Origin of the sequence: Arsukibacterium sp. (assembly GCF_033721375.1) — a bacterium.
Classification (GTDB): domain Bacteria; phylum Pseudomonadota; class Gammaproteobacteria; order Enterobacterales; family Alteromonadaceae; genus Alishewanella.
The window spans coordinates 238,158-263,459 of the sequence record NZ_JAWWAP010000008.1; the positions used below are offsets into that span (position 1 = coordinate 238,158).

At 49.7% G+C, this 25,302-nt stretch carries 19 protein-coding genes; 15 read left to right on the forward strand and 4 right to left on the reverse strand.

Annotation, left to right across the window (positions count from 1 at the left end):
* Positions 1 to 24: 24 nt before the first annotated feature.
* The gene (locus R3187_RS14305; RefSeq protein ID WP_318967726.1) at positions 25 to 1,809 is read right to left on the reverse strand and encodes a type IV pili methyl-accepting chemotaxis transducer N-terminal domain-containing protein; all 1,785 of its coding nucleotides are present in this window, start codon (positions 1,807 to 1,809) and stop codon (positions 25 to 27) included.
* 335 nt (positions 1,810 to 2,144) lie between these two features.
* Here R3187_RS14305 and R3187_RS14310 point away from each other — a divergent pair, with 335 nt between their 5' ends.
* From R3187_RS14310 to R3187_RS14350, 9 genes are all read left to right on the forward strand, one after another.
* Complete coding sequence (locus tag R3187_RS14310; RefSeq protein WP_318967727.1) at positions 2,145 to 5,861, forward strand: nitrate reductase subunit alpha; 3,717 nt, start codon at positions 2,145 to 2,147, stop codon at positions 5,859 to 5,861.
* A 16-nt stretch (positions 5,862 to 5,877) separates the two neighbouring features.
* Complete coding sequence (narH, locus tag R3187_RS14315; RefSeq protein ID WP_290616998.1) at positions 5,878 to 7,413, forward strand: nitrate reductase subunit beta; 1,536 nt, start codon at positions 5,878 to 5,880, stop codon at positions 7,411 to 7,413.
* A 5-nt stretch (positions 7,414 to 7,418) separates the two neighbouring features.
* Positions 7,419 to 8,189: a nitrate reductase molybdenum cofactor assembly chaperone gene (narJ, locus tag R3187_RS14320; RefSeq protein WP_318967728.1), complete on the forward strand. Its 771-nt coding sequence runs from the start codon at positions 7,419 to 7,421 to the stop codon at positions 8,187 to 8,189.
* 12 nt (positions 8,190 to 8,201) lie between these two features.
* Complete coding sequence (gene narI / locus R3187_RS14325) at positions 8,202 to 8,891, forward strand: respiratory nitrate reductase subunit gamma (protein WP_318967729.1); 690 nt, start codon at positions 8,202 to 8,204, stop codon at positions 8,889 to 8,891.
* Between the two features lie 291 nt (positions 8,892 to 9,182).
* Positions 9,183 to 9,950 carry a peptidylprolyl isomerase gene (locus R3187_RS14330; protein WP_318967730.1) on the forward strand — a complete coding sequence of 256 codons (768 nt, stop codon included), beginning with the start codon at positions 9,183 to 9,185 and terminating at the stop codon, positions 9,948 to 9,950.
* 189 nt (positions 9,951 to 10,139) lie between these two features.
* Entirely contained in the window at positions 10,140 to 11,354 is a 1,215-nt protein-coding gene (locus tag R3187_RS14335; RefSeq protein WP_318967731.1) for a hypothetical protein, read from the forward strand.
* Between the two features lie 296 nt (positions 11,355 to 11,650).
* Positions 11,651 to 12,103, forward strand: a complete 453-nt coding sequence (nrdG, locus tag R3187_RS14340; RefSeq protein WP_318967732.1) for an anaerobic ribonucleoside-triphosphate reductase activating protein — start codon at positions 11,651 to 11,653, stop codon at positions 12,101 to 12,103.
* Between the two features lie 18 nt (positions 12,104 to 12,121).
* Positions 12,122 to 13,930 carry an anaerobic ribonucleoside-triphosphate reductase gene (gene nrdD / locus R3187_RS14345; protein ID WP_318967733.1) on the forward strand — a complete coding sequence of 603 codons (1,809 nt, stop codon included), beginning with the start codon at positions 12,122 to 12,124 and terminating at the stop codon, positions 13,928 to 13,930.
* A gap of 145 nt (positions 13,931 to 14,075) precedes the next feature.
* Entirely contained in the window at positions 14,076 to 15,689 is a 1,614-nt protein-coding gene (locus R3187_RS14350) for a PAS domain-containing methyl-accepting chemotaxis protein (RefSeq protein ID WP_318967734.1), read from the forward strand.
* A gap of 55 nt (positions 15,690 to 15,744) precedes the next feature.
* Here the strand turns inward: R3187_RS14350 and R3187_RS14355 are convergent, their stop codons facing one another.
* Complete coding sequence (locus R3187_RS14355) at positions 15,745 to 16,149, reverse strand: SirB2 family protein (protein ID WP_318967735.1); 405 nt, start codon at positions 16,147 to 16,149, stop codon at positions 15,745 to 15,747.
* Between the two features lie 307 nt (positions 16,150 to 16,456).
* Here R3187_RS14355 and R3187_RS14360 point away from each other — a divergent pair, with 307 nt between their 5' ends.
* From R3187_RS14360 to R3187_RS14370, 3 genes are all read left to right on the forward strand, one after another.
* Positions 16,457 to 18,724 (forward strand): nitric-oxide reductase large subunit, encoded by a 2,268-nt coding sequence (locus R3187_RS14360; RefSeq protein ID WP_318967736.1) that lies wholly within the window; start codon positions 16,457 to 16,459, stop codon positions 18,722 to 18,724.
* 130 nt (positions 18,725 to 18,854) lie between these two features.
* Positions 18,855 to 20,039, forward strand: a complete 1,185-nt coding sequence (locus tag R3187_RS14365) for an HPP family protein (protein ID WP_318967737.1) — start codon at positions 18,855 to 18,857, stop codon at positions 20,037 to 20,039.
* A gap of 130 nt (positions 20,040 to 20,169) precedes the next feature.
* Positions 20,170 to 20,574, forward strand: coding sequence for a ribonucleotide reductase subunit alpha (locus R3187_RS14370; RefSeq protein WP_318967739.1), 405 nt, complete (start codon positions 20,170 to 20,172; stop codon positions 20,572 to 20,574).
* 60 nt (positions 20,575 to 20,634) lie between these two features.
* On the opposite strand, the gene hemN is transcribed toward R3187_RS14370, so the two are convergent.
* Together hemN and ubiT are read right to left on the reverse strand one after the other, a co-directional pair.
* Positions 20,635 to 21,996: an oxygen-independent coproporphyrinogen III oxidase gene (gene hemN, locus R3187_RS14375; RefSeq protein ID WP_318967740.1), complete on the reverse strand. Its 1,362-nt coding sequence runs from the start codon at positions 21,994 to 21,996 to the stop codon at positions 20,635 to 20,637.
* A 36-nt stretch (positions 21,997 to 22,032) separates the two neighbouring features.
* Positions 22,033 to 22,515: a ubiquinone anaerobic biosynthesis accessory factor UbiT gene (ubiT, locus tag R3187_RS14380; RefSeq protein ID WP_318967741.1), complete on the reverse strand. Its 483-nt coding sequence runs from the start codon at positions 22,513 to 22,515 to the stop codon at positions 22,033 to 22,035.
* Positions 22,516 to 22,625: 110 nt separating this feature from the next.
* On the opposite strand from ubiT, the gene ubiU reads away from it, so the two are divergent.
* The 3 genes from ubiU (at position 22,626) to mog (ending at position 25,199) form a co-directional block, all read left to right on the forward strand.
* Complete coding sequence (ubiU, locus tag R3187_RS14385; RefSeq protein ID WP_318967742.1) at positions 22,626 to 23,618, forward strand: ubiquinone anaerobic biosynthesis protein UbiU; 993 nt, start codon at positions 22,626 to 22,628, stop codon at positions 23,616 to 23,618.
* A 5-nt stretch (positions 23,619 to 23,623) separates the two neighbouring features.
* Positions 23,624 to 24,496: a U32 family peptidase gene (locus tag R3187_RS14390; protein ID WP_318967743.1), complete on the forward strand. Its 873-nt coding sequence runs from the start codon at positions 23,624 to 23,626 to the stop codon at positions 24,494 to 24,496.
* A 166-nt stretch (positions 24,497 to 24,662) separates the two neighbouring features.
* Positions 24,663 to 25,199: a molybdopterin adenylyltransferase gene (mog, locus tag R3187_RS14395; protein WP_318967744.1), complete on the forward strand. Its 537-nt coding sequence runs from the start codon at positions 24,663 to 24,665 to the stop codon at positions 25,197 to 25,199.
* Positions 25,200 to 25,302 lie beyond the last annotated feature (103 nt).

The following is a 25,302-nucleotide window of genomic DNA, read 5'->3' on the forward strand; positions in this document are numbered from 1 at the left end:
AATATACGCCCCCTTTGCGCTCCATCATGCCAGATGCTGCTGTAATAAATACTCTGGCCGGAAGCTGAAATACACACCGGTACCGCCTTCTGCACGGGCTTTAATCTGAATACTGCCACCTAAATGCTTGCTTCGTTCCTGCATAATGGCCAGACCATAATGGTTTAGTTTTTCAGCCGATGCAGGTATGCCAACCCCATTATCTTCCACCGCCAGATTGATCCCCTCAGCACTATGATGCAGGCTGATTTTAAGCTCGCTGCCCTGGCTATGATGCACAGCATTCTGACTGGCTTCCCGGATAATTTGCAAAAGATGAATTTCTTCATGTGGCGCCAGCGGCACATTCGTCAACTGGTAATCCAGCCTGATGTGCAAATCAGACTGAATGGTTAATTGTTTAACCGTGGTTTGTAAGGCGCTTAACAAGCCTTCGCCATCAACTTTTAAACGGAAGGTGGTTAGCAGCTCGCGCAGCTGGCGATAAGCCGCATCCAGACCCTGTTTCAACTCAGCCGATACATCAGCAATAATAGCTTTGTCATCTTTTTGGGTCGCTTTATTCAGGCGGGTTACCTGAATTTTTAAATAAGACAACGCCTGGGCCAGCGAGTCGTGCAATTCACGGGCAATCACAGTGCGCTCCTGCATCAATGCCAGCCGGCGTACCTGTTGTTCTTCAGATTTTAAACTTAATGCCAGTGCCAGCTGATCAGCGACTGAGCTCAGCAACTGTTGCTGCCACTTAGCCAGCTGCTGGCCCTGTGTAACCCGTGCCACCAGAACACCATATTTTTTCCGCTCGCGTTGCAGCTGAAAATTAAACTGATGAGTTGTACAGCCAGCATTTTCTGTCTGACTTAAACAGTCACCGCAGTTCAGCTGAATGCAAGGTTCTGCACCGTCGGTTCCGGGCACCAGTTGTATATAGGGTTTATCGCCTTCCTGGGTGAACAGACACAATTCCAAATCGTCGAGTTTAACCACCGGCTTTAACTCAGCAATAATCTGATTAAAATCGACATACTCCGGCACATGTTCACTAATACGCTGCGCCGTGTTATACAAAAACCGTAGCGTGGTATTGCTATGCTTCAGCGCCTCGGTTTGCTGTTCTACCCGCTGTTCCAGATTGCCATACATGTAAGCGATGGAATCGTTCATTTTATTAAAGCTGTGCGCCAGAGTGCCCAGCTCATCATTATTCTCCACGCTGAGACGGTGGGTAAAATCTCCCATAGCAACTCTTTTCGCGCCCTGAGTCAGTGTTTCCAGCGGTTGCTGAACCATCACTTTTAACCAATAAATGACAATAGCCGACAACAACACTGTGGCCAGTAATGCGACCAGCTGCAGAGTACGGAAACTACGGACCTTCTGCTCGGCATCCTGCTGGATATAAGACACCAGCTGCTCAAGCAACTGAATCTGCTCTGTCAGAGCCTGCTCAATCTGTACCGGCTGTTGTGACAACTGCGCCAATTCCGGTTCCAGTTGTTGCCAGTGCTGTCTGGCCGTTTCGAATTGCGAGGCTATTTTTTCGTTATGCATAAAGCGGGTAAACACCGGATGTTGCCAGCTTTGATTAAATTGTACTTTGGCAGCCTGCAGCTTTTGTTCATCCTGCTGCAGCGTCAGCAAGGCCAGACGGTAACTTTGCATCCTGAGCGAGCCAGCGACATTGACTGCGTGAGCATCATTATCGGTTTTATCTGATAACCAGTACGAGACCAGCATGGTACCGATAGCCAGCGCTACAATGCAGGCCAGGGCAATATTAATTCGGCTGACTATTGAAAACTGTCGCATAACTTCTCCGCTTACATTACTGGCTAAGCATACCTGCTTATTGGCTGCCGCGCTGCTATCTGGCAAAAATTGCCGGCAAAAATGAGCTACTCCTTTTGCCCCGCCGGGGTAGTCAATATTACCGCACTGGCTTTGCAGGGGGTATAGACCTGCGTATTGTCAACTAAAACAGCGTTACCCACACTACCACCTTGTGGGTATTTTTGTTTTTTATCAGTCATTTAGCGCGGTAGCCGCTTTGATCCAAATCAAGCATTATCTCAGTGTAGTTTCTATAGTGTGCCTACCAGAAAAGCAAGATGTCTGTTCATGCAGGACAAGACCAGGAGTAAACCATGAGTCACCTACTCGACAAACTGCGGTTTTTCAAAACCCGCAAAGCCCCGTTCGCCGACGGCCACGGTGTTACCACTAACGAAGACAGAACCTGGGAACAAGGTTATCGTCAGCGCTGGCAGCACGATAAGATTGTGCGCTCAACCCATGGCGTAAACTGCACCGGCTCGTGTAGCTGGAAAATTTATGTAAAAGACGGCCTGGTAACCTGGGAAACCCAGCAAACCGACTATCCGCGCACCCGGCCGGATTTACCGAATCATGAACCGCGCGGTTGTCCGCGTGGCGCCAGCTATTCCTGGTATATCTACAGCGCCAATCGCTTAAAATACCCCAAGGTACGCCAGCAATTAATGAAACTGTGGCGCGAAGCCAAAGCGCTGCATCAGGACCCGGTAAAAGCCTGGGAGTCTATTGTCAGCGATCCGGTAAAAGCGAAAAGTTACAAAGAACGTCGCGGCTTGGGCGGCTTTATCCGCGCCAGCTGGGATGAAGTGAACGAGCTTATCGCTGCGTCAAATGTGTATACCACCAAAACCTATGGCCCGGACCGGGTTACCGGCTTCTCGCCCATTCCGGCGATGTCGATGGTGTCCTACGCCGCAGGTGCCCGTTATTTATCGTTAATCGGCGGTAACTGCTTAAGCTTCTACGACTGGTACTGCGACTTGCCACCGGCCTCACCCCAGGTATGGGGCGAGCAAACCGACGTGCCGGAGTCGGCCGACTGGTATAACTCGAATTACATTATTGTCTGGGGCTCTAATGTGCCGCAAACCCGCACACCAGACGCGCACTTTTTAACTGAAGTACGTTACAAAGGCACCAAAACCTGTGTTATCACCTCAGATTATTCAGAAGCCTCTAAGTTCGGTGATACCTGGTTAGCGCCACGCCAGGGTACCGATGCCGCGCTGGCAATGGCGTTTGGCCACGTTATTTTACAAGAGTTTTACGTTAATAACCCAAGCGCGTATTTTACCGACTATGTAAAACGCACCACTGATATGCCGATGCTGGTGATGCTGGAACAAGGGGATAAGCATCTGACACAGGGCCGTTTCCTGCGTGCTGCCGATTTAGTGGATAACCTGGGCGAAGACAACAACCCGGACTGGAAAACCATTGCCATTAACAGCGATGGCCGCTTAACCAGCCCAAACGGTGCCATTGGTTACCGCTGGGGCCAGGCCGGAAAATGGAACCTTGAGCAAAAAGATAAAGACGGTGATATCGACTTACAGTTATCGTTAAAAGATAACCGTGATGAGCTGGTCGACGTGGCTTTTCCTTATTTTGGTGGCGCGCCGCACGAATATCAGTATTTCCAGCACACCGCGCACGACGATGTGCAAATCCGCAAAATTCCGGCCAAAAAAGTTGAGCTGGCCGATGGCAGCACGGCGCTGGTTGCCACTGTATTTGACTTAATGCTGGCACACTACGGTGTCGATAACGGCATTGGTGATGATAGTCGTGCAAAAACCTATCTGGACAATGTGCCCTATACCCCGGGCTGGCAGCAGCCAATCACCGGTGTTAACCCGGACGATGTGATTAGAGTAGCCCGCGAATTTGCCCGCAATGCCGATAAAACCCGCGGCCGCTCGATGGTCATTGTCGGCGCAGCATTAAACCACTGGTATCACATGGACATGAATTACCGCGGCTTAATTAATATGCTGATGATGTGCGGTTGTATCGGCCAGAGCGGCGGCGGCTGGGCGCATTATGTCGGCCAGGAAAAGCTGCGGCCACAAACGGGCTGGACACCATTGGCGTTTGCGCTGGACTGGCAGCGGCCACCACGTCATATGAACGGTACCTCATTCTTTTATAACCATTCCAGCCAGTGGCGTTATGAAAAGCTTGATATGACCGAAGTAGTATCACCGCTGGCGAACAAAGAAAAGTGGAGCGGCAGCATTATCGACTTTAACAGCCGTGCTGAGCGCATGGGCTGGTTACCATCCGCACCGCAGTTAGGCGTTAACCCGCTGGGCCTGGCCGCCAAAGCCAAGGCGGCCGGGGTTGAGCTAAAAGACTATGTGCTGCAGCAGCTGACAGATCGCAGCATTAAGTTTGCCTGCGAACAGCCCGACAGCCCGCAAAACTTCCCGCGGAATATGTTTATCTGGCGCTCTAACCTGCTGGGTTCCAGCGGTAAAGGCCACGAATATATGCTGAAGCATTTTCTGGGTACCAAGCATGGCTTGTTAGGAAAAGACTTAGGCGAGTTCGGTGGCAAAAAACCGCAGGATATTGAGTGGACTGACAACGGTGCTGAAGGCAAGGTCGACTTATGGGTGACGCTGGATTTCAGGATGTCAACCACCTGCCTGTATTCCGATATTGTGCTGCCTACCGCCACCTGGTATGAAAAAGACGATATGAATACCTCGGATATGCATCCGTTTATTCACCCGTTAACCGCTGCCATTGATCCGGTATGGGAAGCACGCAGCGACTGGGAAATCTTTAAAGGCATCGCCAAGGCATTCTCCAAAGCCGCCGTTGGCCACTTAGGTGTAGAAACTGACGTTGTCACCACGCCAATGCACCACGACACCCCGGCCGAACTGGCCCAGCCTTATGGCGTAAAAGCCTGGTGGAAAGGCGAATGTGAGGCCATACCGGGCTTGACCATGCCACATATTAATATTGTTGAGCGTGATTACCCCAATACCTATCAACGCTTTACCTCTGTTGGCCCTTTGCTGGAGAAAATTGGCAATGGCGGTAAAGGCATCGGTTGGGATACCAAGGACGAAGTCGCTTTCCTGAAAAAACTGAACCGGGTGCATACTGACGAAGGCATTAACAAAGGCATGGCGAAGATTGACAGCGCCATCGATGCCTGCGAGATGATTTTATCCTTAGCACCGGAAACCAATGGCCATGTCGCGGTAAAAGCCTGGCAGGCGCTTGGCAAAATTACCGGTCGCGACCACACCCATTTGGCACTGCCTAAAGCTGACGAGAAAATTCGTTTTAACGATATCGTCGCCCAGCCGCGCAAAATCATCAGCTCGCCAACCTGGTCTGGCCTGGAGGATGAACATGTGTCTTACAACGCGGGTTACACCAACGTCCATGAGCTGATCCCATGGCGCACCATTACCGGCCGCCAGCAGTTTTATCAGGATCACGAGTGGATGCGCGATTTTGGCGAGCAGCTGTGCAGCTACAAGCCACCGATTAACTTAAAAACCGTGCAGCCGGTGCTGAATAAAACACCGAACGGCAATAAAGAGATCGTACTGAACTGGATCACGCCGCACCAGAAATGGGGTATCCACAGTACTTACTCGGACAACCTGCTGATGCTGACGCTGTCGCGTGGCGGCCCTATCGTCTGGTTAAGCGAAACCGACGCTGCCGCTGCCGGTATTGAGGATAACGACTGGATTGACATCTTTAACGTCAATGGCGCCATCGCCGCCCGCGCTGTGGTATCGCAACGGGTGCCAGAGGGCATGAGCATGATGTACCACGCCCAGGAGCGCATTGTAAACGTACCCGGCAGCGAGTTAACCGGTACCCGTGGCGGTATTCATAACTCGGTTACCCGCGCGGTGATGAAGCCCACCCATATGATCGGTGGTTATGCCCAACAATCCTACGGCTTTAACTACTACGGTACCGTTGGCTGTAACCGCGATGAGTTTGTCATCATCCGGAAAATGGGCAAAGTCGACTGGTTAGACACTAAATAAGGTTGGAGTAAGTAACATGAAAGTAAGAGCCCAAATTGGCATGGTGCTGAATTTAGACAAGTGCATAGGTTGCCACACTTGCTCCATCACTTGTAAAAATGTCTGGACCTCGCGTGAAGGCGTCGAATACGCCTGGTTTAACAACGTTGAAACCAAGCCCGGTATTGGTTTTCCGAAAGAATGGGAAAACCAGCAAAAATGGAATGGCGGCTGGGTACGCAATAAAAGCGGTAAGCTGGAACTGAAAATCGGTGGCAAACGCCGTATTCTGGCGAATATTTTCGCTAACCCGGACTTACCGGAAATTGACGACTACTACGAGCCGTTCGATTTTGACTATCAGCATTTACATACTGCTGGCGATACCAAACATCAGCCGGTGGCACGTCCTCGTTCGTTAATCAGCGGCCAGCGGATGGAAAAAATCGAATGGGGCCCGAACTGGGAAGAAATTCTCGGTACCGAGTTTGCCAAACGCAAAGTCGATCAGAACTTTAACGAAGTGGTGCAAAAAGACATTTACGGGCAGTTTGAGAAGACCTTTATGATGTACCTGCCCCGCTTGTGCGAGCACTGCTTAAATCCGGCCTGCGTTGCAGCCTGTCCTTCCGGTGCTATTTATAAGCGCGAGGAAGACGGCATAGTACTGATTGATCAGGACAAATGCCGCGGTTGGCGGATGTGTGTTTCGGCCTGCCCGTACAAAAAAATCTATTACAACTGGAAAACCGGTAAATCAGAAAAATGTACTTTCTGCTTCCCGCGCATTGAAGCCGGCCAGCCGACCGTATGCTCGGAAACCTGTGTGGGCCGCATCCGCTACCTGGGTGTGCTGCTGTATGACGCCGATAAAATTGAAGCGGCCGCCAATACACCAAACGAAAAAGATTTGTATCAGGCGCAACTGGATATCTTCCTCGATCCGACCGATCCGGCAGTAATTGCTGCAGCCAAAGCGGAAGGTATTGGTGATAACTGGATTAAAGCCGCCCAGCGCTCGCCGGTATATATGATGGCAATGGACTGGAAAGTAGCCTTACCGCTACACCCGGAGTACCGCACCCTGCCAATGGTCTGGTATGTGCCGCCACTGTCACCCATTCAGGGCGCAGTACAGGCTGGCCATGTCGGCATGAACGGTGAAATACCGGATCTGAAATCATTGCGTATTCCACTGCGTTATCTGGCCAATATGCTCACCGCCGGTGATGAAGCGCCGGTAGTGCGGGCGCTGGAGCGGATGATAGCGATGCGCGCCTTTAAACGTGCCCAGCAGGTAGACGGGGTAGAAGATGCCGAGGTGTTAAAGCAAGTAGGCTTAACCCCGGTACAGGTAGAAGAAATGTACCGCTATATGGCGCTGGCAAACTATGAAGACCGGTTTGTCATTCCGACCAGCCACCGCGCCTACGCCGAAAACGCCTATGACTTAAAATCAAGCTGTGGTTTTAGTTTTGGCAACGGCTGTGGCGATGGCAATAACGGCGTAAATCTGTTTGGCACCAAAGCCAAAGGTGTACGTCAGGTTATCCCGGTTGAGATTAAGGATTAAATTTTATGTCAATTCAAAGCATGCCCATACTACAACTGTTATCCCTGCTGCTGGATTACCCGAAGCAGCCGTTAATTGATGCCAAAGCTGAATTGCTGACGATAGTGGCCGATGCCGCTATCGCGGCAGAACTTAAGCAAAGTTTAAGTGCTTTTATAGAAACCCGCAGCAGCGGTGAACTGATGGACTGGCAGTCTGAATACGACAGCCTTTTTGAACGCGGCCGCTCGTTGTCCTTGCTGATTTTTGAGCATATTCATGGCGAGTCACGCGATCGCGGTCAGGCCATGGTTAATCTGATGGCGCAATACCGAGAGGCCGGTCTGGATATCGGCGTAAAAGAGCTGCCGGACTACCTGCCGCTTTACCTGGAATTTTTATCCACTCAGGGCGGACAAAACGCACAAATTGGCCTGGAAGAAATTGCGCCGGTGCTGGCGGTACTGTTGTGCCGCCTTGAGCAGCGTGAGTCGGACTACGCCAGCATTTTTGCCACTCTGGTCGCCTTATCTGCTGCTGAAATTGATTTGACGGATATTAAAAGTCAGATCGCCAGCGAAAAACGTGACGATACGCCCAAAGAGCTCGACAAGGTTTGGGAGGAAGAAATGGTCAGCTTTATCGGCAACGAGCAAACCAATTCGGCGTGCGGCACAGGTAACAAGCCTACCGACGGACAGCGCCGCGATCAGTTTATTCCGCTAAGTACGGAGTTATTAGGTAGCGAAGAGGCTGGGCAACAACTTTATAAAGCAGCCGCGGCTAAGCGCGCTTAAAGGAGCATTAACATGGCACATTTAAATATGTTTGCCTTTGGCATTTACCCCTACATTGCCATCGCCATTATGGTGATTGGCAGCTGGATTCGCTACGACAGAGAGCAATACAGCTGGAAAACCAGCTCCAGCCAGCTGCTGGAAAGCAAGCAATTGCGTAAAGGCAGTATCGCGTTTCACATTGGCGTGCTGGGCATCTTTTTAGGCCATTTCTTTGGCTTATTAATGCCAAAAGAAATCTGGTATCTGTTTGGTATTACCACCCAGATGAAACAGCTGATCGCAATCGGCGCTGGTGGCTTATTTGGCCTGATCTGCTTTTACGGCTTAACGGTGCTGATTAAACGTCGCTTGTTTAACCCGCGCATTCGCGCCACCAGCAACCCGATGGACATCGCCATTTTGTTTTTACTTTATGCGCAGTTAATTTTGGGCTTGCTGAGTATTACCGTATCAATGGGCCATTTAGAGGGTGCTGAGATGCTAAAACTGATGGCCTGGGCCCAAAATACCGTCACCTTTAACAGCGTGGCAGCAGCAGAAGCCATTAGCGGCGTGCACTGGATTTTTAAACTACACGTGTTTTTGGGTATGACGCTGTTTGTAGTGTTCCCGTTTAGCCGCTTAGTGCATATGCTCAGCGTGCCGGTGCAGTACATCAGCCGCCAGCACCAGATAGTACGCCAGCGGTTTGTGCGCTAGACGACTTGAATAACGCACGGTTTAAGGCCCTGACGGTTGCAACACTCGCTGTGCTCGCCACAGCAACTCGCTGCGCTCAGACACTCTGTGGCTGCGCTATCGAGGTTCCAACCTGGGCCAGAAAGGATCGATTGACCAGCCAGACTGCGAGCTGATATTGCTAAACAAAGCGTCTTTGGCATGGATGCCAAAGAGGAGCCTCCAGGGAGGGATTTACGGCGTCTTTGTGTGCAATACCGGCTGAAAGCAGTCTGGCGACATGCTAAACGGCAACGATATCAGAGGTTTAATATGATACAAGTAAACAACGCCAGTATCAGCGAAGCGGCCATTATGGCCGAAATGCAGTACCACCCGGCCAGCGATAAACGCGGCGCCATGCTAAAAGCGGCCGAATCACTGATTATCGGCGAGCTGCTGCGCCAGCGGGCTAAAGCGCTAGGCCTTAGCGTAAAAAGTGAAGCCAACACCGCCAGCGATGATAATTTTCTCGATGCATTAATTACGGCTGAAGTGGCAATTCCCACAGCAAGCCAGGAAGAATGCGAGCAATACTACCGGCTAAACCCACAGCGGTTTCAAAGTTCGCCGTTACTGGAAGCAAGCCATATTCTGCTGGCCGCAGCACCTGAGGATGACAAAGCCCGGGTAGAGGCCAAAATACTGGCCGAGCAGCTCATCAGCCAGTTACAACAAGGCGAACCTTTGGCCGCACTGGCGCAGCATTACTCCGTCTGCCCGTCCAAAGAAACCGGCGGTAGCTTAGGCCAAATCAGCCGGGGCCAGACAGTACCGGAATTTGAGCGGCAACTTTTCACTGCCGAGCCTGGCCTGGTCAGACAGCCGGTAGAAAGCCGCTATGGTTACCATGTCGTCCATATTGCCCGCAAAGTACCCGGCAAGTTACTACCGTTTCGCGCAGTACAGCAGAAAATTGCCGAATATTTAAATGAAAAAGTCCGGCGCAAAGCAGTAGCGCAGTATATTCATACACTGATTGTCGATGCAGAAATAGACGGCTTTGATTTTAACCTGTCAGCGTCGCCACTAATGCAATAATTCGGCAGTGCCAGACCAGCCCAACCTGAGGCGCCAATGATGTCGGAACAGCTGGCGCCTCTGCGTTTTTACCCCTTTATTCCTGTTTATCACCTCCCCTACCAATAATTAGGTAACTCCTTAACCTAATTATAAAAAAAATTATTTCAGGCTAGGATCTCTGCATCATTTGCAGTCTGGAGATCCACCATGACAACCGCTGTTTCTGCTTTACCTTTTGCGATCACAGTCGCGTTATCTGCGACTATCCTGCCCACACCGGTTACCGCCAGTATCAGTGATGAACTGAACACTGCAGTTAAGCAAAGCAGCGTTTCGGCGCATTTTCGCTACCGCTTAGAATATGTTGATCAGGATAACGCCCTGGATGACGCTATCGCCTCTACCCTGCGCAGCCGGTTAAACATTGATACCGGCAAGGCTTATGGTTTTAGTGCGTTATTACAGCTGGACAATGTTAGCCAGCTGGGGGGCGATAACTACAACAGCACCGTAAATGGCAATACAAATTACAGTGTGGTAGCCGACCCTAAGGGCACTGATATTAATCAGGCGCTGCTGCGTTACCAGAGCGACAATGGCACCGTGCTAAGCGCTGGCCGCCAGCTGGTAAACCAGCTGAATCAGCGCTTTTTAGGGGGCGTAGGCTGGCGCCAGAATGAGCAAACCTTAGACGGTTACCGGCTGCAGCAAAGTTTCAAACAGGGCTTAAGCGCCGAAGTGGGCCATTATTATAACGTTAACCGGGTGTTTGGCCCTGAAGGCGCCGCGGCAGATCAGCGTGGTAGCTTCAATACAGCACTGCTGCAGTGGCAACTCAGCCCTGCCCAGCAACTGGCTGCTTTTGGCTATGATTTTGAGTTTGATAGCTGGGCAGCACGCAGTAGCCGCACCCTTGGTATCGACTATCAGGGCAAGTTAACTAGCGGGCCGAAACTTAGTTGGCATTTAGCCCTGGCCAAACAGGATGATGCCCATAATGCGCCGTTAAACGTTAGCCATCATTACCATCGTCTGAGTGTGAGCTGGGCACTGGAACGCGTCACGTTACAAGCCGGACAAGAACGGCTTGCCGGCGACGGTCAGAGCGCTTTTCAAACCCCACTGGCTACCCTGCATGCCTTTTCCGGGTTTGCTGATATATTCTTAAACACCCCCGATAATGGCCTTCGAGATAACTGGCTGCAAGCCAGCGGTAAATTAAATAATGTTGCACTTGCCGTTACCTATCACCGCTTTGACAGCGATGCGGGCAACAGCAAATACGGCAGCGAATGGAATGCCAGTGCCGGTTATGCAGTCAGTAAACAGCTGTCTGCCTTGTTGAAACTGGCTCATTACAGTGCCGATACGCTGGCAGCAGATACCACCAAGGTTTGGCTAATGCTGAGTTACCAGCTGTAAGCCATTTTGTCTTAGCGCTCCACGTTGGCCAATGTTGTTATTGGCTCCTCTGCACCGCCCCTGGATTTCAGTGGGCGGTTTTTTATTTTCCGCGCCGGCCGGGTGAAGGGTATCAAAGATAACCGGCTTTACCTCCAAAGGGGTAACAACCTCACTAAATCCGGGCCCTGGCGCCAGACCAGGGTTTACCCCACGAGCAAAACTTGATCCAGATCAAGTTTCCAACCGCAAGGAAGACTAAGCTAAAACACAACATCTAGTGCCTATTTGTAACTAAAACACTATATAGAGGAAATATGCTTAGATTCACTGCTGAACAAGTCGTTTTCCAGGAAGTGCCGGGCGAAGTATCACTGGCCTTTACCATTGCGGGCTGCCCGCTGGGTTGTAAAGGCTGCCACAGCAGCTACAGCTGGCGGGATGATATCGGCTGTCAGCTCACGCCAGAGTACTTTAGCCACCGCCTGCAAAGCTATCAGAAGCTAATTAGCTGCGTGTTGTTCCTCGGCGGCGAATGGCAGCCGCAAAACTTACTCGAATTATTAAGGCTGGCACGTGCTGCTGGTTTAAATACTTGTCTTTACACTGGCCTGGACGATATCAGTCCTGATCTTAAACAGCAGCTGACGTATCTGAAAACCGGCCGCTGGCTGCAGGAGCTCGGGGGGCTGAACAGCGCCAACACTAACCAGATTTTTACTGATTTACGCACAGGCCAATGCCTGAACCATCTTTTTCTTCAAAAATAAACTGCAGAGGGATTTATTATGCAAGCGCTGAATTTTCACCAACTTCAACAAAAACTGAATTTTATCGACAATTACCTGCACGCCAATAATGCTGCTGATGGCTCTAAACTGGATGCTAATGCAAACGTGACTCAGAAAAACATCGCAACCCTGGAAGCTGAGCTGATGAAAGATCAGTTTATTCAGGTCAACCGGGCGCTGATCAGCAATAAAATAAGCGAACTGTTCGGTGCTGAACTGGCTGCTGAGTATCTGCGCCAGATAACCGACCACGAAATATATGTCCATGATGAAACCAGCTTAAAACCCTATTGTGTGTCGGTCACCATGTATCCGTTTTTACGGGATGGTTTAACCAAACTGGGTGGCGAGTCGCAGGCGCCCAAACATCTGGAGTCGTTTTGCGGTTGCTTTGTCAATTTTGTCTTTGCCGTTTCCAGCCAGTTTGCCGGTGCCGTGGCTACCGTTGAGTTTTTAACGTATTTTGATTACTTTGCCCGTAAAGATTATGGCGATAACTATCTGCAGACTCATCCAAAGCAAATTGCTAATCATCTGCAACATGTGGTCTACGCATTAAACCAGCCAGCTGCGGCCCGCGGCTACCAAAGCGTATTCTGGAATATCTCAATTTACGATCAATACTACTTTGACAGTATGTTTGGCAGCTTTGTCTTTCCCGATTTTATGAAACCAGAGTGGCAATCAGTATCAGCTTTACAGCAGTACTTTTTACAGTGGTTTAATAAAGAACGGGAAAAAACCGTGCTGACCTTTCCGGTCGTCACCGTGGCCATGCTAACCAATAATGGTCAGTGCAAAGATAAAGCCTTTGCCAATGACATTGCCCGGGAAATGGCTGCCGGTAACGCTTTCTTTGTTTATCAATCAGAAAATGCCGACTCACTGGCCAGCTGCTGCCGTTTGCGTAGTGAAATCAGCGATAACACGTTTTCCTATTCGTTAGGGGCCGGCGGAGTCGCCACCGGCTCAATCAATGTAATTACTATTAATATGAACCGGCTGGTGCAGGATGGCCGGGATTTAGCCATTGAGATCAGTAAAATTCATAAATATCAGGTGGCTTATCGTAGGTTAATGGAAGAGTACCAAGCCGCAGGGTTGCTGACCGTTTACGATGCCGGCTTTATCAGCCTGGATAAGCAATTTTTAACCATTGGCATCAACGGCATGGTAGAAGCGGCCGAGTCACAGGGCTTAACTGCCAGCAATAACCCCGACTACATTAACTTTGTGCAACAACAGCTGAAAATCATTTTTGATGCCAATAAAGCGGCTAAAGTGGAATATGGCTATATGTTTAACACCGAGTTTGTGCCGGCAGAAAACCTGGGCGTTAAGAATGCCAAATGGGACCGTGAGGATGGCTACCAGGTACCGCGGGATTGCTATAACTCGTATTTTTACGTAGTAGAAGATGAGCAAAGCAACACTCTGGATAAATTTCAGCTGCACGGCCGCGAGCTACTGGATTACCTCGACGGCGGCTCTGCCCTGCATTTAAATCTGGAGGAAAGGTTAGATCAGACCGGCTACCTGCAACTGCTGAATATCGCCGCCCAAACCGGATGCAACTATTTTTGCGTCAACATCAAAATTACCATCTGCAACCAGTGCGAAACCATCGACAAGCGCACCTTATGCGCTTGTCCGGCTTGCGGCAGCAACGATATCGATTACGGTACCCGGGTTATCGGTTATTTAAAGCGGGTATCGGCCTTTAGCCGTGGCCGCCGGCAAGAGCATTCGCTGCGCCACTATCAACGTGAATCACTGATTTTGCCCTTAGAAAAATATCAGGCGTAATACAACGTTAACTTGTGCTGGGTAAACACATCGAGAGTGTCGTACCGCAGAAGAGGTACGGCACTACCCTTAAAGCAGGATTTACGCTGGTTTTTACACGGTTACACTGTTTACATAATATACAGGCTGCATAAGAAGTAGAATAATGTCGATTGCGAGCAACGTAACTCAAAAAAATATTCCTGTTCCACCAAATTGCAATATCTTATCCACCACTGATCTTAAAGGCAGAATTACCTCCGTAAACCGCGAATTTGTTGAAATCAGTGGCTACAATGAACAAGAATTAATTGGCCATGGCCATAATATTTTGCGCCATCCAGATATGCCTTCCGCCGCCTTCGAGCATCTTTGGCAGACGATTAAAACCGGTAAGTCCTGGCGGGGAATTGTGAAAAACCGCTGTAAGAATGGCGATCACTACTGGGTTGATGCTTTTATTTCACCAATTTACGATAACGGCGATATAGTCGAGTATCAGTCTGTTCGCCGACATGCCAGTGATGAACAAATCGCCCGGGCAGAAACGTTATATAAGCAGCTTAAAAATGGTCAAAATCCGAGTACCAAAACACATAATCTGATACATAATCTGATTAAGCTCAACCTGATACCTTTAACAATAGCACTAACACTCGGCCTGGTATTGGCGTTACCGCAAAATGCCCTGATAGGCCTGGTGATTGTTGCGGCCCTCTGTTCGTTATATATCCAGTTAAAATTACTTAAGCCTTTTAGCCAGCCAGATGATGCGTCTGATAAAACGATTGTCGATCAAATAATGCAATACATATATTGTGGTAGCCGTCACCCTGCAAGCCATATCCATTTTAGATTGCAAACGCTGCAAGGCGAACAGGCTGCACTTACCGGACGGATGTGTTTTGTATCAGAACAACTGATTCAAAGCAGCGAACAGTTCAGCCAGCACATGCAGCAACTGGATTCTAATCTGCAAGGACAATTCAGCGAAACAGAGCAGGTAGCAACTGCTATGCATCAAATGACCACCAGTATCGGCGATGTCGCAAACAACGCGCAAATTAATGCTGATACAGGGCGACAATTGCAGCAAGGCTTTGAACATTGCTTAACGTTAAGTGCACAGAATAATAGTGTCTTTGAGCAACTGCAACAAAGCTTATGTCAGGCGGATGCCAAGCTCAGTGAGCTTTCTGACAACAGTCAACGCATAGCAGATGTGCTTGATGTTATTACCACTTTGGCCGATCAAACAAATTTGCTGGCCCTCAATGCCGCTATTGAAGCTGCCCGTGCAGGCGATGCAGGAAGAGGGTTTTCTGTGGTTGCCGCTGAAATAAGAGAGCTAGCAAATCGTACGCAACACTCAGTCAATGAGATTGAGCACATAGTGTCGGGTATTACACAAGCCAGCCAGCATAGTCTGGAAGCAATGCAACAGGGCAGAAATCTGGCTGATAACTGTGCGAGCCACACAGAGATTCTGACAACGGCATTTAAACAGCTATCGGAACGAACTCAACATAGTTTAGATGCCAGTCAAATGATTGCTGCCGCTGTTCAGGAGCAAAGTGCAGTGGCAGAAGCAGTAAATAAAAGTCTTTTTCATATCAGAGATCTTGCTGAACGTAACCATGAGGTCAGCAGGATCTGTCAACAGCAGGCACAAACGCTGCTTCATACCGGAAATCGCTTTCAATTACTGACAGCGTATTTCTGGAGCAAATTAGCTATCAATAACCTGAAAAGCATATCTCACTTGAACAAAACGGATTAACAAGTCAGTCAGCCATTAAGCTGATGCAGCTGACTCATGCCATAGCCGTTATGTTTTATAAAAACAAAACGGGTTTAAACCGCGCCAGATAAAAAATTCCGGCCAGCTGAGCCAGGGCCAATAGCGCGCAGATTGTGCGTGTTGGCACTGCCAGGCTTTGCTTTAACGCCCCGACACCAAAACCAATATAGCCGAGCAATAGCAGAATTTTAAAACCCAGCCACTGGTGAGTAAAAGGCTGCCAGGGGCCTATGGCTAACAGCGTAAACGCTAATGTCAGTAGCAGGGTGTCATTAATATGTGGTAAACGCCGCAGCGGGCTATGCCGCCACTGCGGTTTACCGGTCACGTCCAGCAATAAGCGGCCAATAAACAAGGTGGCGCTTAAAAACGCACACAGCATGTGTAAGTGTTTTAGCGGTAAATAGTATTCCATCAGTAGGGCCTCAAAACTGCGCATCAGCACTGCACTTAGGCGCTACCTTAAAACAACCGGGCTGCTATGCCTATATCGCTAAAGTGGTAGAAAGCACCCTGCCTGCGAAGCTGTCGGGTCATTTTGACCCAAAGAGTTAATTACACCCAACCCTGCTCAGGTTAAAACTACCCTGCCGTGTAAACTAAAACAGATAAAATCATTAAAAACAAAAGCTTAACCTTTGGCTTGATTCTTGTAATGACAGCGCAGGCAGGTGACGCCCTGCCGATAAAAAAACAGGAGTGAAGTATGAGATTTGGGCGCAATAACAATTATGTAAGGGGGCTATATGGCCGGATATCGTAAACTCTGGTGGCTGCTAATTGGCATCCTGGCGATAACTTTCTCGGTATTGGGCTATTTTGGCGCTGAGGTTTACCGCTCGGCCCCGCCTATCCCGGCTAAGGTAGTGAATCAGCAAGGGCAAGTGCTGATGACTAATGAGACTATTTTAAACGGTCAGACAGCCTGGCAGTCTGTCGGCGGTATGCAGTTGGGTTCAATCTGGGGCCATGGCGCTTATCAGGCACCCGACTGGACGGCGGACTGGTTGCATCGGGAACTGCTGGCCTGGCTGGAACTGGCTGCCCTGGATGAGTATGGTCTTAGTTATACGCAACTTGACCCTGCCCAACAAAATGCACTGCAGTTTGCCTTAAAGCAAACCTACCGCACTAATAGCTATGATAAAGCTACGGATACGCTGCAACTTAGCGATCGTCGTGTGCAGGCTATTGAGCAAACAGCAGAGCACTATATTGCCCTGTTCGGAGATGATATTGCACTCAGTCAGACCCGTGAAAACTATGCAATGAAAAACAATACCCTGCCGTCGTTGAGCCGGCGTCAGGAAATGACCCAATTCTTTTTCTGGACCGCCTGGGCTGCCAGCACGGAACGCACACCAGACAGTGCGACCTATACTAACAACTGGCCGCATGAGCCGTTAATCGATAACCGCCCTACCGCTGAAAACCTGATCTGGTCACTGGTGAGTATTATTTTGCTGATTGCCGGAGTTGGTGCGTTGATTTGGGGCTGGTCGTTTTTGCGTAAGCATGATGAGGAAGAGCCACAAGCACCTCAGCTCGACCCTATCGCCCGGCTTACACTAACGCCGTCGCAAAAATCACTGGGCAAATATATTCTGGTGGTGGTTGCCCTGTTTACCCTGCAGGTATTTTTGGGCGGTTTTACGGCACACTACACCGTGGAAGGTGATGGATTTTACGGTCTGAATACCACCGAGTGGTTGCCCTATAGTCTGGCCCGTACCTGGCACATTCAGGCCGCGATGTTCTGGATCGCAACCGGTTTTTTAGCCGCGGGGCTGTTTTTAGCACCTATTATCAACGGTGGCAAAGATCCGAAGTATCAGAAACTGGGCGTCGATATTTTGTTCTGGGCGTTAGTGGTATTAGTCGCCGGCTCTTTTGCCGGTAACTATTTTGCCATTATGCAAATTATGCCTGAGCATTTAAGCTTCTGGTTTGGTCATCAGGGCTATGAATACATTGATATAGGCCGTTTCTGGCAGATCATTAAGTACATCGGCATCCTATTCTGGTTGTTGCTAATGCTGCGGGCGGTAATACCGGCCTTTAAAGCGCCGGGCGATAAAAACCTGCTGGCACTGTTTGCAGCGTCGGTTATCTGCGTTGGTTTGTTTTACGGTGCAGGTTTGTTCTACGGCGAACGCACGCATTTATCGGTAATGGAGTACTGGCGCTGGTGGGTGGTTCACTTGTGGGTAGAAGGCTTCTTTGAAGTATTCGCAACGGTATCACTGGCGTTTATCTTTCATAGTATGGGCCTGGTATCACGCAATGTGGCCACCACTGCCAGTTTAGCTTCGGCCTCGTTATTTATGCTTGGCGGCATACCCGGTACCTTCCACCATCTTTATTTCTCTGGCACCACCACCCCGGTAATGGCCGTTGGCGCGACTTTTAGTGCGCTGGAAGTCGTGCCACTGGTTGTGCTGGGTTATGAAGCCTGGGAAAACTGGCGTTTAAAAAACAAAGCGCCGTGGATGGCAGATATTAAATGGCCATTAATGTTTTTCGTGGCAGTTGCGTTCTGGAATATGCTGGGTGCCGGGGTGTTTGGTTTTATGATCAACCCACCCATTGCGCTGTATTACCTGCAAGGCTTAAATACCACCCCTACCCATGCTCACGCTGCGCTGTTTGGGGTTTATGGCTTCCTGGCGCTCGGGTTCTGTTTGCTGATTCTGCGTTATATCCGGCCGCAGCTGGTATTTGATGAAAAACTGATGAAAACCGCCTTTTGGTGGATGAATGGCGGCCTATTGCTGATGCTGTTTACCAGCCTGCTACCAATCGGTTTTATTCAGTTTTACGCCAGTGCCAGCCAGGGTTTATGGTATGCCCGTAGTGAAGCCTTTATGCAAAGCGATATCCTGCAAACGCTGCGTTGGGTGCGGACTATTGGAGATGTGATCTTTATCGTCGGCGCCCTGGCAGTAAGCTGGCAGGTGGTAAAAGGCGTGTTTGACAGTAACGCAGCCCAACAGCCAGTCCAATTACCTGGCTAAAATTGAAAGATTAAAAAACGAAAGATTAAAAAATTGAAAGATTAAAAGACACCATGGCATTGCTGTGGTGTCTTTTTCTTTTGTCCCTGCTTATACTTGCCCCCCTTTGGTGCAGTTACCGGATTTACATTTGCAAATTAAAGCGAAAAACCTGTTAAGTGTTATACTGGCACAACTGGGCCTGATGAAACATGACAGCCAGCGACTATCCGCCATACCACTAATCGAGCGGTTAAAAGTAGCCTTCGCGGCATTTATAGCGCTGTTTATCGTCACCTTTATTAGCCTGCAACTGGCTGATCCCGCCAGTACCCTAGTGCTGTTGGCATCAATGGGCGCGTCTTCTGTTTTATTATTTGGCTTACCGAACAGCCCGTTGGCACGTCCCTGGTCATTTACAGCTGGCCATCTTATCTCAGCGGCTGTTGGTCTTCTCTGTTCGCACCTGTTTAATGACCTGGCACTGATGGCCGCAGTCACTATCGGCTGTGTTTTGTTTTTCATGTATATTTTTGAATGTATGCATCCTCCTGGCGGCGCCACGGCCCTGGTACCTGTTATTGCTTCAACCGACACTGTGCTGGGTTATGATTTTTTACTCTACCCGGTAGCATTAAACGTATTTGTGATGCTGGCGGTTGCTATTTTATTGCAAAAGTTCTGGCTGAAGCGCGGCATGCAAAAACCACCACAAAAATTTGATCCGGTGCATTTGCATCACGATCAATCCCCGCTTAAACGGCTCGGCTTACAACCAGAGGATTTACTCGACGCATTAAATAGCTTTGATACGGTAGTGGATATTAGCGAGCAGGATTTAGAAAAGCTTTATCATCAGGCGCAACTTCATGCCTATCAGCGCAAAAGCGGCGAAATACGCTGTCGCGATATTATGTCGCGCGATTTAATTACAGTTGAACCCGATAGGGCTGTCGCTGCTGCCTGGCAGTTGCTGCGTAAACATAAAATAAGCATGCTGCCGGTAACCGATAGTCAACAGCAGCTGCTGGGCGTCGTATCGACGGTGGATGTTCTGAAAAACTTGCAGGTCCCACACTACTGGGGCTTACTGCGGCATGTTAATCAGCTGCTGTTAAAAAACCGCCATAATAAACAATACAAACGTAAAGTGGCAGAGATTATGGTGACTAAGCTAAGCGTGGCGCATGAGGATGACCATATCGCCGTTCTGGTGCCGCTGCTTTCAGATCAGGGCCGGCACCATATACCGGTGCTAAATACACAGCAGCAGCTGGTGGGAGTCATAACGCAGTCAGATCTGATTGCAGCTTTGTTTAACACTAAACTAAACTGAACGCTCTTTATTGCCTCACTAAATGCCAGAGCCCTACCCCATCTGGGGTAAAACCTTTACCCCTTAATACCAAAGCTTCACCCCGGCCGGCTTTGCTACACTGACCCAAATCCTTACTGAGCGTTCTGATATGAATATTGAATCTTATGCCGACTTAATCCGCGCTGCCGGCATCCAGGATGAGCCGCAACGTTTGCTGTTTGTGTTTGCCAAAGCTGAGCTGCCAAACGGTTATACCGACACCCAAAAAAACAACTTTGAACAAGGTCAGGGCGGCGCGTTAGCACCGGTGCTATGTGTAGATAAACTGCCTGACGAAGTCGTCGAATTCAGTACCCTGGTCGCGGAATCAGAAAAAACCGGCATTGACTGGGATATCGCTTTTGTCTCAGCAATTGCGGGGCGCGGCAGCTTTGCTCCAAACAGTGATGAGGCCAGCCAACCACTTAAAATGATGACTGAAAAAATTCAGGGCGGCATGATTGCCGATTTCCTGACTTTTAATAAAGCCGGCGATTTAGTGGCGTTGTATTAACCTCCCTCCAGATAGCTTTGGGGCGCCCTTTTTCACTGATAAACGGGCGTCCCCTCAGAATTACACTACTTTTGAATAGCGCTGCTGGCCCTGGGTTAAATAGGCGTCAAAGCAGGCGCAGATGCTGCGCACCCAGAGCCGGCCGGCGTCGGTGACTTTAATCCGCCCGGCAGTTACCTCTACCAGGCCATCTTCGATAAAGGGCTGCAAGCGCTCCAGCGCCTCGGCAAAGTAATGCCAGAAGCTGCCTGGCAGCCATTGCTGGCAAAACGCAGCTATATCTAATTCAAAATGGCAGATTAACTGGCTGATTAACGCTGCGCGGATTTTATCATCGGCATTTAAACTAAAACCGCGTTCGGTGGGAAGCTGGCCATCACTGATAGCCGCATAATAGGCGGGCAGCTCTTTGCTGTTTTGCCACAGCACACCACTTACCTGGCTGATACTGGATACTCCCAGGCCAATCAGGGCGTCCTGGCCTGCGGTGGTATAACCCTGAAAATTACGTTGTAACTTACCCGCTCGCTGCGCTTTGGCTAAGGCATCGCCTGGTCTGGCAAAGTGGTCCATACCAATAAACTGATAACCTGCCGCAACAAAACGTTCAATCGCCAGTTGCATCAGTTCCAGCTTTAATGGCGCATCTGGCAGGCTGCTATCGGCTATTTTACGCTGGGCCGCAAAACGTTCAGGAATATGGGCGTAGCTAAACAGCGAAATACGGTGCGGGTTCAGGCGGATAATTTCATCGACCGTTTGGGCGAAGCTGGCCGGTTGCTGAAATGGCAGACCGTAGATTAAATCCAGGTTAATCGAGCTGAAGCCCAGCTCAGTGCTCAGCTTTACCTGATGGCGAATTAAATCAGTATCCTGCATCCGGTTAATAGCAATTTGCACTTTTTCATCTAAATCCTGCACGCCAAAACTTACTCGGTTAAACCCCAGGGTGCGTAAATGGCGTAATTTTTCATCACTGCAGCTGCGTGGGTCAATTTCGATACTGATTTCAGCGTCTGGCGTTATCGTAAAGTGATTATCTAATAGCGCCATTAACCGGCTTAACTGCACTTCGGTTAAAAAGGTGGGCGTGCCGCCGCCTAAATGCAGTTGATTAATTTGCTTGCTCTTTAACAGCGGAGCATACAGCGCCATTTCCTGCGCTAAGGCATCAAGATAGGTATCGGCTTTATGCTGATGGCGGGTAATGACTTTATTGCAGCCGCAGTAATAACAAAGCTTGTGGCAAAACGGGATATGCAAATACAGGCTAAGCTCAGCCGGGCTTTGGCTGACCGCCTCTAGTATTTGCACCGGATCAAAGTTGCTACTAAGCGCCAGCGCCGTTGGATACGAGGTATAACGCGGGCCGTTAATATTGTACTTGCTGATTAACTTCGGGTCCCATTTGATACGTTGCATTATTACCTCTGCTATTGCTTTGCGGTTGCGCTGCTATTACTCAGCTTGTTGTTGCGCTAACCAGTTAAGACCGCCCGATATCCCCGGTGGTAAGCGTTCTGGCCCTATACTGTCCAACAGGTTTTTACAGTACAAACCCAGCTCGGTATCCCCCAGCATTTGTAACCGACGGCGGAAAAATAACGTATCCGGATCGGTGGTATTGCTTATCATGGCAATAAAATCAGCCAGTTCAGCTTTTAATAACAGGTCGTGTTGCGCGGGCATCAGCTGGACCTGCAAGCTACTGCCATGCAGGCTAATACCAAATTCCAGACTGATATCGGCAACATTGATCACCACCGACTTGTGCTGCATAAAATTAAGCTCACCGCTACTGAGCTCAGGCTGGAAAAACCGGTTTAATGCCAACTGTAACATGCAGCTTTGCATCCCCTTTGGCGCACAGCGGGTAAGCTGGCGTAACATTGGGGGTAGTACTGCTACCAACTTAGAGTTAACCCTTTTAATATCAAACATATAAAAGCCTTAGTGTCCGTTATCGTCCTATAATAAAACCACAGTACCGACCCCTTAGCTATGCCCTGTCGGAGGTAGCTGAGATAACTAATGACTTAATGAGGCGACAAATGGAGCTGCTCTGCCCTGCTGGCAGTATGCCGGCGTTAAAGGCGGCCATTGAACATGGCGCCGACGCCGTGTATATCGGCTTAAAAGATGACACCAACGCCCGTCACTTTGCCGGGCTGAATTTTGACGAAGCCAGACTGAAAGATGCGGCGCGCTATGCTCATCAGCATGGTAAAAAATTACATGTGGCCATTAATACCTTTGCCCATCCGGATAACTATCAGCGCTGGCAGCAGGCGGTGGATGTTGCTGCCAATGCTGGCGCCGACGTGCTTATTCTGGCTGATATTGCCGTGCTGGCCTATGCCGCTGAGCGCTTTCCTAAGCTGGAGCGGCATTTATCAGTGCAGGCTTCTGCAACCAATGCCGCGGCAATAAATTTTTACCGGCAGTTTGATATCAGCCGCGTCGTGTTACCGCGCGTGCTATCGATGCAGCAAGTGCGCGCCCTGGCCCGCAGCTGCGACATTGATCTTGAAGTGTTTGCTTTTGGCAGCCTGTGTATCATGGCCGAAGGCCGCTGTTATTTAAGTTCCTACATGACCGGTCAGTCACCTAATACCGCAGGTGCCTGCTCACCGGCAGCGTTTGTTAACTGGCAGGATAACGACGGCACGCTGGAGTCGCGCTTAAACGGTATATTAATTGACCGCTTTGCCCCGAATGAAACAGCCGGCTACCCCACCCTGTGTAAAGGTCGCTTTACTGTGGGCGATGACACTTACCATGCGCTGGAAGAGCCAACCAGCCTTAACACCCTGGACTTACTGCCACAGCTGTATGCCGAAGGCATTAGCTCTTTGAAAATAGAAGGCCGCCAGCGCAGCCCGGCCTATGTGGCCCAAATTACCAAAGTGTGGCGTGCTGCCATCGATGCGGTAAAAAGCGCCCCCGATCATTTTAATGTACAACCAAAGTGGCAGCAGGTGTTGGCAGGTCTGGCTGAAGGCAGCCAGACCACGCTGGGCGCCTATCATCGGAAATGGAAATAACAGCTATGCAATTCTCATTAGGCCCGGTGCTTTATTTCTGGCCCAAAGCACAAATACTGCAGTTTTATCGCGAGGTGGCTGACAGCGACGTTGACATTGTTTACCTTGGCGAAACGGTCTGTAGTAAAAGGCGTGAGCTGAAATATGCCGATTATTTTGCGCTGGGGCAAATGCTGCGCGAAGCCGGCAAACAGGTTTGTTTATCGTCTATGACCTTATATGAAGCGCCAAATGAGTTAAGAGAGCTGCGCAAATATGTCGATAACGGCGATTTTTTAGTAGAGGCAAATGACGTTGGCGCCATCAGCATGTTGCAGGAGCAATGCCTGCCGTTCGTTGCTGGCGCTGCCATTAATTGCTACAACCAGCATACATTACGCCGCTTAATCAGCATGGGCATGACCCGCTGGGTGATGCCGGTAGAATTATCCGGCCAGTGGTTAAGCGATGTATTAAGCCAGAGTCTGATAACTGATATCCGCGATTGCTTTACTACCGAAGTATTTAGTTTTGGTCATTTGCCGCTGGCGTGGAGCGGTCGCTGTTTTACTGCCCGCTCTGAAAACCGCAGTAAAGATCAGTGTGAACTGTGCTGCATTAATTATCCGCAGGGGCGCGAAGTAAAAAGCCAGGACGGCACTCAGGTCTTTGTGTTAAACGGTATTCAGACGCAATCGGGTTACCGTTACAATTTGATAAACCAGCTACCCGCTATGCAAAACCTGGCAGATATTGTACGGTTAAGCCCACAACAAACCGGCACTTTTGACTGGCTGGCTAAATTTAAGGCCAACCTTGATGGCAACGCACCGCAGCAACTAAACGCTACAGATAGTAATGGCTACTGGCTGCAACTGGCCGGGATGGCTTGCGGTTAGTTAGCAAAAAAGTACAGTACTGACGCAGATAATCTAAGTGAGAATCGACTTACTCTAAGCTAACCGTTGCAGGCCCGGACGGCCGAATCGAGCCCCCAGGGATGGGTTCACGGCGTGTTAGCGTGGGTAAGTCGGTTCGTCTTATTTAACAAAACGTGGAATTTTAATGACTAATCAAATCGCCAAAATTGGCATAGTTACAGTAAGCGATCGGGCCAGTGCCGGCATTTACGAGGATTTATCCGGTAAGGCAATTATCGATACTTTAACAGACTATTTAAGCAGCGACTGGCAGGCCGAATACCGGCTGATCCCGGACGAGCAGCCGTTGATCGAGCATATTCTCCGTAAACTGGCTGATGAACAGGGTTGCTGTTTAATTGTTACCACGGGCGGCACTGGGCCCTCTAAACGTGATGTCACCCCCGAGGCAACCGAAGCCGTCTGTGATAGAATGATGCCGGGTTTTGGCGAATTAATGCGCACCGAATCCTTAAAATATGTGCCCACGGCCATATTATCGCGCCAAACCGCCGGCCTGCGCGGCAGCTGCCTTATTATTAATCTGCCGGGTAAACCCAAAGCCATTCGCCAGTGTTTAGATGCGGTATTTCCGGCGGTGCCTTACTGCATTGATTTAATGGATGGACCCTTTTTGCAATGCAATGAACAGGTAATTAAGCCCTTTCGGCCCAAAAGCTGATAATCAGATGTCTGGCTTCAACCGGTTTGCTCACGACAACACGCCGTGAACCCTTCCCTGGGGGCTCGTTTCCGCCCGTCCGGGGCTTCAACGGTTGTCTTAG